A 16,202-nucleotide genomic window follows, 5' to 3' on the forward strand; every position below is an offset into this window, starting at 1 on the left:
TACGTTGGTTCTTACCACTAAAATAGGAAAGTAAATCGGAAATGTCTGACAGAAATGTTAAAAAATTAACAGGAAAAATTACTAAATTCTTAAAATCGAATCTATACTCAATTATCCAGGCGATCACGCTCTATTTTATCGATATCCCTTTGATTATCCTCTAAACGGAAATTACCAAAATTATAGGTGAACCCAAATTTAACATACTGGGTTTCCGGGGTAGACAGAAACCTATTATCCTGGTTGAGGTAAGTGGAAGTAAAATAGGTATTGTACTTGTTTAAAAGATCATTGGCGCTTAGACTTAAAACCATTCTATTTTTGTTAAAGGATTTTCTAAGTCCCAAGGTCAAATTCATTAATTCATCTTGAATATAGGACCCTTGCAAATAGCCCGATAAGTACACAAAGCCCAATTCTCCCTTAAAGGTGCCGTCCTTGGACAGCGTTAGGTAATTGGTCAGGTCTACATAAGCTCCTTGATAATCAAGAGCGAACGAATTTTCATTGCTCTGTACGGCCAAGAATGTTTCGTCCTCATGAAAGAGAGATATGTAACTGTACAAGTACCAATTGTTGCTGATAGACTTTCCATAAGTGAAGTCAATGCCGTAAGAGGTGCTTTTCAACACATTCTGGGTTACGTCCCTTACCACCAAATTGGTATTGTCCTGAAAGGTCAATGTTGAAATGTACCTACCATTATCCCGGTAATAAAAATCAAAAAAGTATTCTTGTTGTAAGGTATAGTTAAGATTAAAATTATGGCTAAAATTTGGGGTCAGGTTAGGATTGCCCTCCTCAAAAGTACGTTCGTTGATATATGTTCTGAACGGGTTTAAATCATCATATCTTGGCCGTTTCAATTTCCTGGAATAGTCCAATGAAATACTATGGTCATCATTTATGGTATGTAACACGAAAATGGAAGGGAAAAACTCCAGGTATTCCAGATCATTAATTGTGGTAACACTTGCAGATACGCCCGTACTTTTAGTTTGCTCTGCACGTAACCCGGATTTAATACTCCATTTCTCCCAATCCTTGGACAGACTAACATAGGCGGAATACACATTTTCATCATACGTGTAATCATCAGACAGATTGGCTATGAACTGGGAGCCATTATTCTGTAAAAAATAATCAAGGGTACTTTTTGAATCTATAAACGATCCCTTGACCCCGGTTTCAAATGAAATACTGCCAAAATAATTGCTATAATCCAATTGTGCGGTTTTTATATCTATTTGCTGGTCCGCAATCGTAAAAAAATTATACTCGCGCACAAACGACCCGTCAGGTAAAAAATAGTCTGAACCCACATCCTGACCACGGTTAAAATAAAAATACGTGTAATGGGCATTTGCGTTTAAACTGCCCTGGTCTTTAAAGGTGTGCTTAAAGGTTAAATCACCCGAAAGGTTAGTTTTTTTCTCGTCCAAATAACTGTTTGTTGTAAATGTGGAATCTATAATACCGGCACCGTTCCTTATTATGGTTTCTTGAAAGTACTCGGCATCCCGCTTGGGCTGTAATTGGGTATTGGTCGTAAGGCTTAAGACATTTCTGTCATCTATCTCATAATCAATGTTCAGTGCGGCAATATGTGCCTGGGTACGTATTATTTGGTCAAAATCAGTGTCCCAAATGGAAAAAACACCTCTCTCATCCTTAAAATTAATGGTATTCAACAAACCCTTATATTCCTTTTTTGGTACATAATTATAATTAGCGTTCACATTCAGTTTATTGGTCTTATAAAAGTGCGATGTGCCAAAATTATACTTTGGAAATACTCCTTGGGTATACCCTGCACTAACATTACCTTTATACCCCAAGGAAACATTTTTACTGGTAATGATGTTCAGCACTGAGCCCCCTTCCGCATCATAACTTGCAGGCGGATTATGAATGACCTCTACCGATTTTATATGCGCCCCTTGATAATTTTCCAAGAGACTACGTACTTCTTCTGATGATAGTTGTACTTTTCTATTGTTAATATATACAGTAGTGGCTTGGTTACGAACCTTTAATTCATCATTGTTCACGATTACACCTGGAGTTTGGCGCAATATATCCCAAGAACTGTTTTGGGACAACGCCGTATTTTCCACGTTAAAAACTATACGGTCTACCTTACGTTCAACGGCTGGTCTATTGCCCACCACCGTAACTTCATTTAACTCTTCTGCACGCTGGGGTATAAGGATAGCACCTATTCTGGTGTCCATAAAAATTTCCAATGCCAAATATTCTGAAGTTTGACCTATATAAGAGGCCTGTAAAAAGTAAAGTCCTTCATTGATATTGTCCATTATGAAAGCTCCATCTTCATCTGCAGATGTTCCCTTGACCATAGTAGAGTCAGAAACTTGTAAAAGAAATACTGAAGCAAAAGGAATGGGTTCTTGGTTTTGATCCTTGATACTACCCTTTAATTCATAAGCTTGTGCAAGAATACTTTGGGTTATACCCATTACAAACAATAAGGTGGTCAATAGTATTTTCAATGCTAACTTGGGGTTATATATCAAATCTAATTAAAAAATTGATGTTTTCAATTACAAATTCTGTAATCCAAAAAGAAACTTAAATACATTAAATAGACCAATACGGCAAAGTTTAGCGCTTTAATTTAGATTATATTTGCAGTCGCTCAATATTAACAGCGATCATACCGTTGTTGTTTTGGCCTTTTTATTATCGTAATCGCTATGAAAAACATTAGAAATTTCTGCATAATTGCCCATATTGACCATGGTAAAAGCACCTTGGCCGATCGTCTTTTGGAGTTTACAGGTTCTGTTACGGACCGTGAAAAGAAAGAGCAATTATTGGATAGTATGGATCTTGAAAGGGAACGTGGTATTACCATTAAGAGCCATGCCATACAAATGGACTATATCTATAAAGGAGAACAATACGTACTGAACCTGATAGATACCCCGGGACATGTGGATTTTTCCTATGAAGTATCCCGCTCCATTGCTGCCTGTGAAGGGGCTTTATTGGTGGTAGATGCGGCACAGAGTATACAAGCACAGACCATTTCTAACCTATATTTGGCGTTGGAGAACGACCTGGAGATCATACCGGTTTTGAACAAGGTAGATTTACCTAGTGCCAACCCAGAGGAAGTTACGGACGATATCGTTGACCTTTTAGGTTGTAAGGCAGAGGAGGTCATACCTGCCAGCGCAAAGACCGGTATAGGTATAGAGGAAATTTTGAGCGCTATTATTGAACGTATTCCCGCACCAAAAGGTAACCCTGACGAAGCACTACAAGCGTTGGTGTTCGATAGTGTTTACAATCCGTTCAGGGGAGTGGAAACATACTTTAGGGTAGTAAACGGTTCTATTAAAAAAGGGCAAAAGATAAAATTCGTAGCTACGGATAAAAGCTACTTTGCCGATGAGGTAGGTACCCTAAAATTAACACAACACCCTAAAAAAGAAATTAAAGCTGGTGACGTAGGTTATTTGATTACCGGTATCAAGGATGCCAGGGAGGTAAAGGTGGGTGATACGATTACGGATTCCGCCAATCCTACAAAAAACCCCATTGGTGGTTTTGAAGATGTAAAACCTATGGTATTTGCAGGTATATACCCAGTGGATACCGAAGATTTTGAAGAATTGAGGTCCTCCATGGAAAAACTACAGCTGAACGATGCCTCTTTGGTATTTACTGCAGAAAGTAGTGCTGCCCTCGGTTTTGGATTTCGTTGCGGATTCTTGGGAATGCTGCACATGGAAATTATACAGGAGCGCTTGGAACGTGAATTTGATATGACCGTTATTACAACGGTACCCAACGTAAGTTATCATGCGTTTACCCGCAAAGACCCTACAGTGCCTTTGATCGTAAACAACCCCAGCGACCTGCCAGACCCTTCTACCATTGATCGTGTAGAGGAGCCTTATATAAAGGCAACCATAATAACAAAGTCTGATTTTGTGGGCAACGTCATGTCCCTTTGTATTGAAAAGCGTGGGCAAATTACCAATCAGACCTATTTGACCACAGAACGGGTGGAACTTAATTTTGATATGCCCTTGGCCGAAATTGTTTTTGATTTCTATGATCGTCTAAAAACGGTTTCCAAAGGATACGCCTCATTTGATTATACCCCTATAGGTATGCGCCAATCTAAATTGGTACGTGTGGATATCCTGTTGAATGCCCAGACCGTGGATGCCCTCTCAGCGCTGATTCATTTCGATAGTGCTACCACTATTGGTAAAAAAATGTGTGAAAAGTTGAAAGAATTGATACCAAGACAGCAATTTGATATTCCTATACAGGCGGCAATTGGGTCTAAAATCATTTCCAGGGAAACCATTAAGGCCCTTCGTAAGGATGTTACCGCCAAATGTTATGGTGGTGATATTTCACGTAAGAGAAAGCTTTTGGAAAAACAGAAAAAAGGTAAAAAACGTATGCGCCAAGTGGGTAATGTAGAAATTCCACAAGAAGCGTTTATGGCCGTCTTAAAACTTAACGATTAAGGCTTTTCTTTGTTATCGTCCTTTTTTTCCGAATCATCTGTAGGGAACATTTTGCCTAAATAGGCCAATTTGTATCCTTTTTGAATATCGGTAAAATCCTTGCTGAAGGCTGTAATAATCTGTATATCTCCCTCTAAATCCTTTAGGAACAATGGAATAATGTCGTTATCCGCTTTGGTAATCTCGATCAAGCCTTCATAGTGTTCCGTATCATGAAGCTCTATCTCATGAATGGCTGGAAATTTTCTGGCCGCCTCGGCAAGTTTTATAAAATCATCTGTATGGGAGAACAATCCTTCCTTAGGGTTTTTCTCGGGATCGTTCATTTCATCTGCATCTACCAGTCTAAAAGAACCATTTTCCCCAAAAGCATCCTGAAATTTATTGATGGCATATTTGTTAATGTCTGAATTTCCAGTCAATGCCATTAAATATCCAATATCGTTCAGTTCAATATTGTCCGTCAAATTATCGGAATATACGTTCGCAGAAAAGGCTTCTAGACCGAGCTTGCTGGCCTTGTCAATATTTGTCTGGTTATTGTCGATCAACACTACATGCCTATCGTTCTTGTGTAAATATTCCCCAATTAACCTTGATGCCTTAGAAGCTCCTAATATCAAAATCCCTTCTGATTTGTTTAAGAACACTCCGACCATCTTGGCAAAGATACGGGCAGTGGTTGCATTTAAAAGCACCGTTCCCAAAACAATCATAAATACCAGAGGGGTAATATACTCGGCACCGGGCTCTCCTCTGGACAAAAGTTTGGAACCGAACAAAGATGCAATACCTGCTGCAACGATACCACGCGGTCCTACCCAACTAATGAACATTTTTTCATTGAACTTTAAGTTAGAGCCTGTGGAACTTAAAAATACACCTAGCGGCCTAATAATCAATACAATACTAAGAAACAAAGCAATGGTCTTCCATGTAAATATTAATTGAAGGTCCGTAATATTTATATTGGCTGATAGTAATATAAAAAGTATGGAAATCAACAGGATGCTCAACGATTCCTTAAAATAAAGCAATTCCTTTATATTGGGCAGTTCCGTATTGCCCATAACCATACCCATGACCACAACGGCCAATAAACCGGATTCATGGGCAAATAAATCTGACATGACAAATACCCCAAGGACAACGGATAGGGTGGCAACGTTTAACAGGTAATGAGGAATAGCATTCTTCTTGATTAAAAAAGTCAACGCATGTGCAAAAGTGAAACCAAACGTAAAACCGAACAACAGGATTTTACCAAATTCTATTAACGCCGTCATAGTATAGGCCTGCCCTTCGCCAACACTTATGAATTCATACACCAGTACCGCGGCCAAAGCGCCTATTGGGTCTATAAGAATACCTTCCCATTTTAATATAGCGGATACATCCTTTTTAAGGGGTATATTCCTTAATATGGGAGTAATTACCGTTGGGCCGGTCACGATAATCAAGGCGGAGAACAAAAAACATAATTGCCATGAAAGGCCAAAAAGAAAATAGGCGGCCAATGCTGCACCAAAAAAAGTTGTTACACTACCCAGTGTTATCAATTTCGTAATTACGGGACCTATGCTTCTAATTTCTGAGCGCTTTAAGGTGAGTCCTCCCTCAAATAATATTATACTTATGGCCAAAGAGACAAAATAATATAGACTTTCTCCAGGAAACAATCCTTTTTCACCATTCCAAATAGGTGCTATGATTTTTGACCCATCTTCCGTATATAGTGTAGATAAAGGCCCTACCAGAAGACCTATAAGAATGAGCGGTAAAATTGCAGGAAGCTTTAAACGCCATGCCACCCATTGTGCAAGTATTCCCAAAATAATGATTCCTGCCAGTTCCAGCATATTCTGTATTTTGGTTAAAAATAACAATTTAACGGTATTAAACACCATAAAGTCTTATCCTAAACCTAGCATTTTTGACGCTTTGAAAAATTGGAGCAATTTTCGTTGCTATTTTAATAGAATCACAGGACATTAAATGATATCCCTCCTTACTTACAAAGCTTTATAATTCACTTTCAATCGGGTTTTTCTCTTAACCTTCAGTTAAGGCCATTTTTTCGAAAACCGAGCGTATTGCAAATTTTCTTACAGAATGTATGTGTAACCAAGAATAGTAGCGTAACCAAGGTGTACCGCACTTGATAATTAAAATTCCCCATATCAAGATTAGAATGTTAACCATAGAAGATAAAGAAGCCAGAAACCGTATTTACTAGGCAATACCCGTGCTTACAGCCGCAATATTTAATTTTCAATATAAAGATAATTATAAGGTATAATCAGCTAATTTTCTGTGGTTTATAATACAATTATTCTACTTAACAATATATTTTGAACGTTAATAAATCCTAAAAAACACCTGCCTCCTATTTAACATTATAATACGCTTTGTCTTACAAATTTCGTAGAAATTACCTGTAGTTAAAAATCATTTTTTAACTTTACTTATGTTCTCCATTACATAATAAAAATTAATATTTATGAATTAATATGTTGGCAGAATCCAAACTATATTTCAATACATTCTTAAATGTTTGAAAAAAAACACTTTTCCATATTTAAAAAACCCCTTTTAGTTGGGTTTTTGGTATTTCTGCTTTCCTTCATTATTATTCAAGCATTTATATATCAAAGGGTTCAGTTAGAACTAAAAAAAGAGCAGCAGAGGGTTCATAATAGGGCGTTGAAATTAAAGGACGACCTTTATCTTGCCATGGGACAAAGTTATTTGACCACCCAAACGCTGTCCTACATCGTTGAAAATTATGGAATACCCAAAAACTTTGATAGTATTTCCAAACTATTGCTCAACAACAATGCCTATGTAGATGCGCTGGAATTGGTTAATGGCGAGGGTACCATAACCCATATTTATCCTTTAGCGGGAAATGAAATTTTAGGGTTCAATATCTTTAAGGATTCCGTAGCCAAAAAAGGGGCCCTGTACAGTAAGGAAAAGAATGACCACTTTACCATTGGACCAATTAGATTAAAACAAGGCGGAGTTGGTTTTGTATCTAGAAAACCGTTATATAAAGGAAATGATTTTGCAGGTTTTGCCGCAGCTATTATACGTTTATCCACTATAGTTGAACTAGTGGAGTCCGCTTCAGAAGACCAAACCGCTTTTTCATACCAACTAGCAAAAATAAACGAAGACCAAACCGAAGAGGTCTTTTATTCTTCTAAAATTATTGCTCTGGACAATGCAGTTAATGTACCTATAACTACCCAACAGGGAGAATGGAAGTTATATGTAATATCTACCAATCCCCATTCCTTTGCTGTTTTTTGGGCCTGGGCAATACTCGGTTTCGTCTTTTCTTTTATCTGTGGAGCTTTTGTTTGGTCTATTACCCGTCAACCTATAAAACTGAACCAAATGGTCCAAGAAAAGGTACTCTTGCTAAAAGAAAACCAGCACAAATATGAAACCTTGGTGGAGCAAGCTTCAGACGGTATTATTGTATCTAACAAAGCGGGAGAAATTTTGGATATCAATGAAACTGGTACCACAATGTTCGGGTATACCAAAAAAGAAATATTAGAAAAAAACTTTAATGATCTGGTATCCCCAGAAGACTTGGCCAAACTACCGCTACGCTATCATAAAATAACAAAGGAAAAGCCCTTTGTATCCGAGCGGAACATGATCCGTAAAGATGGCAGTACCTTTTCTGGCGAAATAAGTTCCAAGGTTTTACCGGACAACACCGTACAAGGCATAGTAAGGGACGTTACGGAAAGGAAAAACCTGGAAAAGATTGCGCAGAACAACCTTAAAATTTTTAGCAAGGCGTTTAACAATAGTACCATTGGTATGACCATTAGGGACGAAAACAAACTTTTTGTAGACGCCAATACGTGCTTTTTAATGTTAACGGGGTATAGCCTAGAGGAAATCAAAGGGAAATCTATATCTGAACTGGGATTGGTCAACACCAGACACTTGAACAGAGAAAATACTGCTACCCATTCCTTGACCAGTGCGGATAAAATCGACAAAATGGAGGTCGACATCATAGATAAATCAGGCAAAACTTTGCATGTACTGGCTTCTGTAGAACCTTTTGAGTTCGAAGGCAGGAACTTATGTCTTTCTACCTTTATAGATCGGACAGAAACTAAAAAAGCACATATAAACCTGCGTCAAAGGGAAAAGGAGTATAGACAATTGACCGAGCGAATATCCGATGCCTTTGTTTCTTTTGATAGGGAATGGAAGTTTAAGAGCATCAATGCAAAAGCGGCAAAAATTGTAGGTATGAATGTCGAAAAAATGATCGGCAAAAATCTGTGGATTACGTATCCTGAATTTAAAGATTCTGACGCTTATGCCGTCTTTACAAGTGCCATGGAAACTCAAGAATACACCCATTTTGTACAATATCATGCCATGCATGATAGTTGGATCGAAAATCATTTGTATCCATCAGAAGATGGACTATCCATATATTTTAGGGATATCACCAAAAAGAAACAAGCAGAACTTGAAAAACAGCAATTAATAGCCTTGGTTGAGAATAGTCCCGGTTTTATTGGATTGGCAACCTTAGAAGGGAAATCTATCTATGTGAACAAGGCTGGTAAACAATTAGTGAGTATTGCCCCCGATGATGATCTTTCCAAAATAAATATTTTAGATTATTTTCCTATAGAATATAGGGATATTGTTGCTTCCAGTCATTTACCCTCTGTTCTTGAAAACGGTATTTGGACCGGTGAGATTGCTTTTAGAAATTTTAAAACCAATGAACCTATACCCTTAGAACTATCCAGTTTTTTAATCCATGATAGCGCCAATAATCCTATAGCAATAGGCTGTATTGCATTTGATCTTACAGAGCATAAAAAAGCACAAATTGAAATACTTGACCTTAAAAGTAAAATGGACACGGCAATACGTATTGCCAAAATAGGGTATTGGGATTGGAACCTTGATACCGGGATCATTGATTGGTCGCCAAGGATGTATGAGATTTATGACGTTACCCCCGGGACCTTAATTACGGCAGATATGGTTGAAAAACTAGTTCACCCAGATGACCTTGACCTCCATAAAAATATCTTGGAGCAGTTAAGCCCAAAAAATGAAGGTAGTTCTTTTACCTACAAAACCATAAATGCTGCCGGAAAAATTAAATATGTGCTGGTAGAGATGGAAGTGGAGGAGGATGAAAACAACAACCCCATACGATATAGGGGAACAGTAATAGATATCACAAAACAGAAAGAATCAGATAATAAGATAATTGACCTACAGGCAAAAATGAACGCCGCCATTAGAATAGGAAAATTTGGGTACTGGAATTGGAATATGGACTGTGATATTGTAGAATGGTCTAAAGAAATGTACAGCATTCATCATATTGAACCCAACACCCCTATGACCGTTGATATGATCAAAGACGTCATATATGAGGATGATAGGTACATTCTAGAAAATAGGTTAAATGTAAAAATGGGTGAAAAAACAGATTCACCAAGTGTTTATAGGGTATTGTTGGAAGATAAAAGGTTTAAGTACGTTTTGGCCTTTTCTGAATTAATTTATGATACAAATGGAAACCCAATACGGTACCATGGTACTGCTATGGACATAACAAATAGTGTCTTGGCTGAAAGAGCATTAAAGGAAAGCCAAGAGAAGTTTGAAAAGGCCTTTCAGACAAACCTAATGGGTATGCTCATCATAGATTCCAACAAAAGGGTTCTAGAGGTAAATTCAACAGTGCTTACACTCTTTAACCTTAATAAAAATGACCTTTTAGGTAAAACTATATTGGAGAGCAGAGCTGTTGTTATGAACGATTATGACGATAATAAAAGAGCAAAATTATGGTCAAAGTTTACAGAAGAGGGTAGATTAAAGAACTATGAGTTTAAAGTAAGCTTGGCCAAAGGTCAACGAATAACCTTGCTTGTCTCCATAGAACCACTTTTTTATAACCACAAGGAAAATTATCTCGTTACACTAATAGACGATACCAAACGTAAAGATGCAGAAGACGCATTGGCCCTGCAAAACGTACAACTAAAGAAAACGAATTCTGAACTGGATAGTTTCGTGTACAGTGCCTCTCATGAACTAAGGGCTCCATTAACTTCCGTTTTAGGGCTTATTGACCTTAGCATGTCCGAAAATATTGATCAAGATTTGATGATCAATCTTCAAATGATGGAAAAATCAATTAAAAGATTGGACGACTTCATAAGGGATATCATTGAATACTCAAGAAACAAACACTTACAGATCAGCAAGGAACCTATATCTTTCCAGCAATTAATTGAAAGTGCCATAGATACTTTTTGGTACCTTGAAAACACGAAAAACATAAAAATTAACGTTAGTGTTAAAGATGAAATCCCATTTGTGTCGGATACAAAGAGAATTTCAATCTTATTGAACAATTTTATTTCTAATGCCATTAAATACCATGACCTATCCAAAAAGCATCCTATGATATGGATAGATATCACCACCTCTAAAAAAGAAGCGGTGATCGTGATCAAGGATAATGGCCTAGGAATGGAAGAAGCACAAATAGAACGTATTTTTGATATGTTCTATAGAATATCATCCCAAATCATGGGTACGGGTATAGGCTTATTTATCGTTAAGGAAATTATGACGAAACTAAACGGTACGATCAATGTTACATCATCCTTGGGAGAAGGATCAACTTTTACTTTAAAATTACCAAATGAATCAAGAACAAACTAATAAAGCACTTTCGGTATTGTTAATTGATGACTCCGATGTCGACAACTTCATCAATAAGGCGATCATTTCAAAAGAAAAATGTGTGGACTCTATAATAATCAAATCTTCTGGAATGGATGCCCTAGCTTATTTGAACAGTGTTGCCGATAATCCAGATACGCATCCGGATGTTATATTTTTAGATATTAGAATGCCTAGAATGAACGGCTTTGAATTCTTGGACGAGTATATAAAACTGCCCGAAGAATTAAAAAAACATCCACAAATATTTATTTTAAGCTCATCATTGGATCCCGTAGATAGTGAAAACGCGGAAAAATATGATTTTATAAAAGGCCATCTATCCAAACCATTGGCACATCATAACCTTACCGAACTTTTACTAAAAGAGGCATAGCAAACATTTTGGACTTATAAACCCGGCCATTTCAATGTCAAATTTAATTTTGGCCCGAATACATAAATGATAATATATTCTTAATAATCCTATCATTTCATGTGCTTTTATTATTTTGCCCTTTATGAAAATTTATCCTGTAGAAACCGGCAACTTTAAATTGGACGGAGGGGCCATGTTCGGAGTTGTTCCCAAGACTATTTGGCAGAAAACAAATCCTGCCGATGCCAATAACCTAATCGATATTGCTGCCCGAAGCCTTTTGATAGAAAATAGCGACCAACTGATTTTGGTAGATACAGGTATGGGAAACAAGCAGTCCGATAAATTTTTTAGCTACTATAACCGTTGGGGAGATTTTACCCTGGACAAGTCATTTAACAACCTTGGTTTTCACAGAGATGATATTACGGATGTCTTTTTGACCCACTTGCATTTTGACCATTGTGGAGGAGCCATACAATGGAACAAAGATAGAACAGGTTATGAGCCCGCCTTTAAAAACGCAAGGTTTTGGTCCAATGAAAAGCATTGGAACTGGGCAACACAGCCAAACCCTAGGGAAAAAGCTTCTTTTTTAACGGAAAACCTTATGCCTTTGCAAGAAAGTGGTCAATTACATTTTATAAAAGAAACGGAAACCGCTTTTTCATCTAATAACTCGTTGGGTTTTGATATTCGCTTTGTCAATGGGCATACGGAAAAACAAATGTTGCCACAATTTACGTATAAGGAAAAAACCTTGGTCTTCATGGCTGATCTTATACCTACCGTAGGACATATTCCATTGCCCTATGTAATGGGTTATGACACCAGGCCGCTATTAACAATGCAAGAAAAAGAACGTTTTTTAAACGAAGCTGCGGATAATCATTATTACCTTTTCTTTGAACACGATGCCCACAACCAACTATGTACTTTAAAACATACCGATAAAGGTATTCGCCTAGACCAGCTTTTTACCTATAATGAAGTATTTGGTCAAAATTAACTGTAAATCTTAAAACTAATTCAATACCCATATATGACAAATACATATTTAAAACCCCTGATAATTACTTCCTTGGTTGCCTTATTAACAAGTTGTGGCAGTACCAGCCCTGCTTCCAGTGGCGGATTAATTCTTACCCCTGTTGAAAACATTGATGCTACACCCTTAAAAATTTCTGATCTAACCGATGATGAAAAGAAAAATTGGGGACACTTAGACCTTGTAGCCGATACCATACCGGGTATGAGCGTCAACAAGGCTTACGATGAAATCATTAAAAGTAGAAAAGGTACCAAGACAATTGTTGCGGTGCTTGATTCTGGAATTGATTTAAACCATGAGGATTTAGATGGTGTTTTATGGACCAATACCAAAGAAAAAGCAGGAAATAATATTGATGATGACGGTAATGGTTACATAGATGATATTCATGGATATAATTTTCTAGGCGAATCTTACAATGAACAATTGGAGTATGTGCGTATGCTCCGCTTAAATATTGGAGACGCCGCAACCTTGTCCAAGGCAAAAACAGAATTGGATAAAAAATATAACGAAGCCCTACAGGGCAAGCAACAATATGAGCAAATCCATCAGGCCGTAAAAAATGCGGATGCTGAGGTCAGGGCATATTTAAAAAAAGATGTCTATACCAAGGAAGACCTTGCGGGTATTGAAGCAAACAGCGAATCAATGCAAAGAAATTTGGCTATCCTAAACCAAATGTTCAGTATTAAGGATTCCATACCAGAGGTATTAAAGGAATTGCAAAATGGTATAAAGCATTATACGGAACAACTTAATTATAATTTAAACAAAGATTTTGACGGTAGAGCCGTCGTTGGTGATGATGCTTATGATATTACAGATACAGATTATGGCAACGGCAACCCACAAAATAGGGTAGATGACGAGAGCCATGGAACGCATGTTGCTGGTATAATCGCTGCAGAACGAAACAACGGCATTGGTGTCAACGGTGTGGCCAACAATGTGGCTATTATGAGTATTAGGGCGGTTCCCAATGGGGATGAATATGATAAGGATATTGCACGTGGAATACGCTATGCGGTAGACAACGGTGCCAGAATCATTAACGGTAGTTTTGGTAAATCATTTTCGCCCAAGGCAGAATGGGTATATGAGGCTATAAAATATGCGGCGAAATACAATGTGCTTTTCGTACATGCGGCAGGTAATGATGGTACTAATTTAGATGATCCAAACAATGGAAATTATCCTAATGACCAAATAAACAACGGTCCAGAAATTGCGGATAACGTATTGACAGTTGGTGCCCTAAATCCAAAATACGGTTCCGAGCTCGTAGCCTCATACTCTAATTATGGCGCTATCAATGTAGATGTTTTTGCTCCGGGCACTGATATCTATTCAACCTATCCCAACAATTCATACGAGTTTTCACCAGGTACCTCAATGGCAGCTCCGGCAGTGGCAGGTATAGCAGCCCTTGTTATATCTCAATATCCGTCATTGACAGCGGCACAGGTAAAACAAATTATATTAGAGTCTGGCCTTCCTATAAAATCAAAAGTAATTTTAGGTGGGGACAATAGTAAAAATGCTTCCCTTAAGGAAATATCAACTTCTGGAAAAATTGCCAATGCCTATAATGCATTGGTAATGGCAGGACAAGTTGCTTCTGGAAAGCTTAAATTATAATACGAATACAACGTTATGATAAAATTACTTTTTACCTTTTTGACCGTTTTTGGTTTCGCTTTTGCAACAGCTCAAAACAAGACCGACTATTGGCAGCAACATGTAGATTATACTATGGATGTCAATATGGACGTAGATACCTTTCAATATACCGGAACCCAAAAATTGGTCTACACCAATAATTCTCCAGATGAATTGAACCGGGTATATTTTCATTTGTATTTCAACGCCTTTCAACCCGGTAGTGAAATGGATATAAGATTACAGACCATTCCAGATCCAGATAGTAGAATGATTACCGAGGAAAAGGTTAGTAGAATATCTACACTTACAGATTCCGAAATAGGATATCTTCATGCCACTTCTTTGACCCAAGATGGCAAACAATTGAACTATTCAGAAGAAGGTACCATATTGGTCGTTAACCTTGCTACTCCTATTGAGCCGGGGAAACAAACTACCTTTAATATGGAATTTAAAGGCCAGGTGCCTTTACAGATCAGAAGGTCAGGTAGAAACAGTGAAGAAAACATTGCCCTATCCATGAGCCAATGGTATCCAAAACTTGCGGAATTCGATTTTGAGGGGTGGCACGCGGACCCATATATTGCAAGGGAATTTCATGGTGTCTGGGGAGATTATGACGTTAAATTGACTTTAGATAAAAATTACACCGTTGGCGGTACCGGTTATCTTCAAAATGCAGATGAGATCGGCCATGGTTATGAATCTCCGGGCACAAAAATAAAAAAGCAAAAAGGGAAAACACTTACTTGGCATTTTAAAGCCCCAATGGTACATGATTTTATGTGGGCTGCCGATCCAGAATATATACATGATGTGCAACAAGTACCTAATGGGCCAACATTACATTTTTTATATAAGGACGATCCAAAATTATTGGAAAACTGGAAAAAACTTCAACCCAAAACGGTTGAGGCTATGGAGTTTTTTAGTAAAAACATAGGTGAGTACCCGTATGACCAATATTCCGTGATTCAAGGCGGTGACGGCGGTATGGAATATGCCATGTCCACATTAATAACCGGTGACCGTAAATTTGGTAGTCTTGTAGGCGTTATGGCACATGAATTGGCCCATTCCTGGTTTCAGCACATTCTTGCCACTAATGAGGCCAAACATGAATGGATGGATGAAGGCTTTACCTCTTTTATCTCTAAACTTTGTATGGGTGAGATAATGGGCCTTGACAAGGAAAATCCTTTTGAGGGCACGTACAAAGGATACAGGAACTTAGCGCTTTCAGGTAAGGAACAACCCCAAAGTACTTATGCTGATCGCTATGCACTTAATTTTGCCTATGGTATTTCTGCTTATAGTAAAGGTTCCATATTTCTGTCCCAATTGGGTTATATCATTGGTCAGGATAAATTAATGGAAACCATTCGTAAATATTATACCGATTTTAAATTTAAACATCCGGTCCCAAATGATTTTAAAAGAGTTGCAGAAAAAATATCCAACATAGAACTGGATTGGTATTTAACAGATTGGACCCAGACAACGAATACTATAGATTATAATATCAAAAATGTAGCGGACAAGGAAAAAAGTACCCAAATTACTTTAGAGAGAATTGGACTTATGCCAATGCCTTTAGATATTCTAGTGGTATATGAGGATAATACGAAAGAAACATTCTATGCTCCTTTAAGAATGATGCGCGGGGAAAAAGACAATCCTTATTCCGGTATTGAACGAACAGTTCTGGAAGATTGGCCTTGGGCATATCCCACTTATACCTTTGCTATTGAGAAACCTATGTCGTCCATAAAAGCCATTGTTATAGATCCTTCTCAGCTCATGGCAGATATTGACCTTGAAAACAACGTTTGGCAAGCAGAATAATAAG

At 37.7% G+C, this 16,202-nt stretch carries 8 protein-coding genes; 6 read left to right on the top strand and 2 right to left on the bottom strand.

The features are described from left to right. Positions 1–107: 107 nt before the first annotated feature. Entirely contained in the window at positions 108–2,513 is a 2,406-nt protein-coding gene (locus Q2T41_RS09460; protein WP_304435875.1) for an outer membrane beta-barrel protein, read from the bottom strand. Between the two features lie 204 nt (positions 2,514–2,717). On the opposite strand from Q2T41_RS09460, the gene lepA reads away from it, so the two are divergent. Next, positions 2,718–4,514, top strand: a complete 1,797-nt coding sequence (gene lepA / locus Q2T41_RS09465) for a translation elongation factor 4 (RefSeq protein ID WP_089261200.1) — start codon at positions 2,718–2,720, stop codon at positions 4,512–4,514. Here the strand turns inward: lepA and Q2T41_RS09470 are convergent. Then, a complete protein-coding gene (locus Q2T41_RS09470) occupies positions 4,511–6,373 on the bottom strand; it encodes a cation:proton antiporter (RefSeq protein WP_304435876.1) in 1,863 nt (620 codons plus the stop codon). The two genes, lepA and Q2T41_RS09470, sit on opposite strands and share 4 nt — an antisense overlap. Before the next feature lie 745 nt (positions 6,374–7,118). Between Q2T41_RS09470 and Q2T41_RS09475 the strand changes: the two genes are divergently transcribed. From Q2T41_RS09475 to Q2T41_RS09495, 5 genes are all read left to right on the top strand, one after another. Next, a complete protein-coding gene (locus tag Q2T41_RS09475; RefSeq protein ID WP_304435877.1) occupies positions 7,119–11,258 on the top strand; it encodes a PAS domain S-box protein in 4,140 nt (1,379 codons plus the stop codon). Next, complete coding sequence (locus tag Q2T41_RS09480) at positions 11,239–11,655, top strand: response regulator (RefSeq protein WP_089261202.1); 417 nt, start codon at positions 11,239–11,241, stop codon at positions 11,653–11,655. The genes Q2T41_RS09475 and Q2T41_RS09480 overlap by 20 nt, the downstream gene beginning before the upstream one ends. 124 nt (positions 11,656–11,779) lie before the next feature. Continuing rightward, positions 11,780–12,646, top strand: a complete 867-nt coding sequence (locus tag Q2T41_RS09485) for an MBL fold metallo-hydrolase (protein WP_304435878.1) — start codon at positions 11,780–11,782, stop codon at positions 12,644–12,646. Positions 12,647–12,679: 33 nt separating this feature from the next. Further along, positions 12,680–14,329, top strand: a complete 1,650-nt coding sequence (locus Q2T41_RS09490; RefSeq protein WP_304435879.1) for a S8 family peptidase — start codon at positions 12,680–12,682, stop codon at positions 14,327–14,329. 15 nt (positions 14,330–14,344) lie between these two features. After that, a complete protein-coding gene (locus Q2T41_RS09495) occupies positions 14,345–16,198 on the top strand; it encodes a M1 family metallopeptidase (protein ID WP_304435880.1) in 1,854 nt (617 codons plus the stop codon). Positions 16,199–16,202: the final 4 nt, after the last annotated feature.

Origin of the sequence: Maribacter confluentis (genome assembly GCF_030505015.1) — a bacterium.
Taxonomy (GTDB): domain Bacteria; phylum Bacteroidota; class Bacteroidia; order Flavobacteriales; family Flavobacteriaceae; genus Maribacter; species Maribacter sedimenticola.

Excerpts from the sequence above, each read along its gene's own strand:
- lepA (WP_089261200.1), top strand. The coding sequence starts at position 2,718 with ATGAAAAACATTAGAAATTTCTGCATAATTGCCCATATTGACCATGGT.
- Q2T41_RS09470 (WP_304435876.1), bottom strand. The coding sequence starts at position 6,373 with ATGCTGGAACTGGCAGGAATCATTATTTTGGGAATACTTGCACAATGG.
- Q2T41_RS09480 (WP_089261202.1), top strand. The coding sequence starts at position 11,239 with ATGAATCAAGAACAAACTAATAAAGCACTTTCGGTATTGTTAATTGAT.
- Q2T41_RS09485 (WP_304435878.1), top strand. The coding sequence starts at position 11,780 with ATGAAAATTTATCCTGTAGAAACCGGCAACTTTAAATTGGACGGAGGG.
- Q2T41_RS09490 (WP_304435879.1), top strand. The coding sequence starts at position 12,680 with ATGACAAATACATATTTAAAACCCCTGATAATTACTTCCTTGGTTGCC.
- Q2T41_RS09495 (WP_304435880.1), top strand. The coding sequence starts at position 14,345 with ATGATAAAATTACTTTTTACCTTTTTGACCGTTTTTGGTTTCGCTTTT.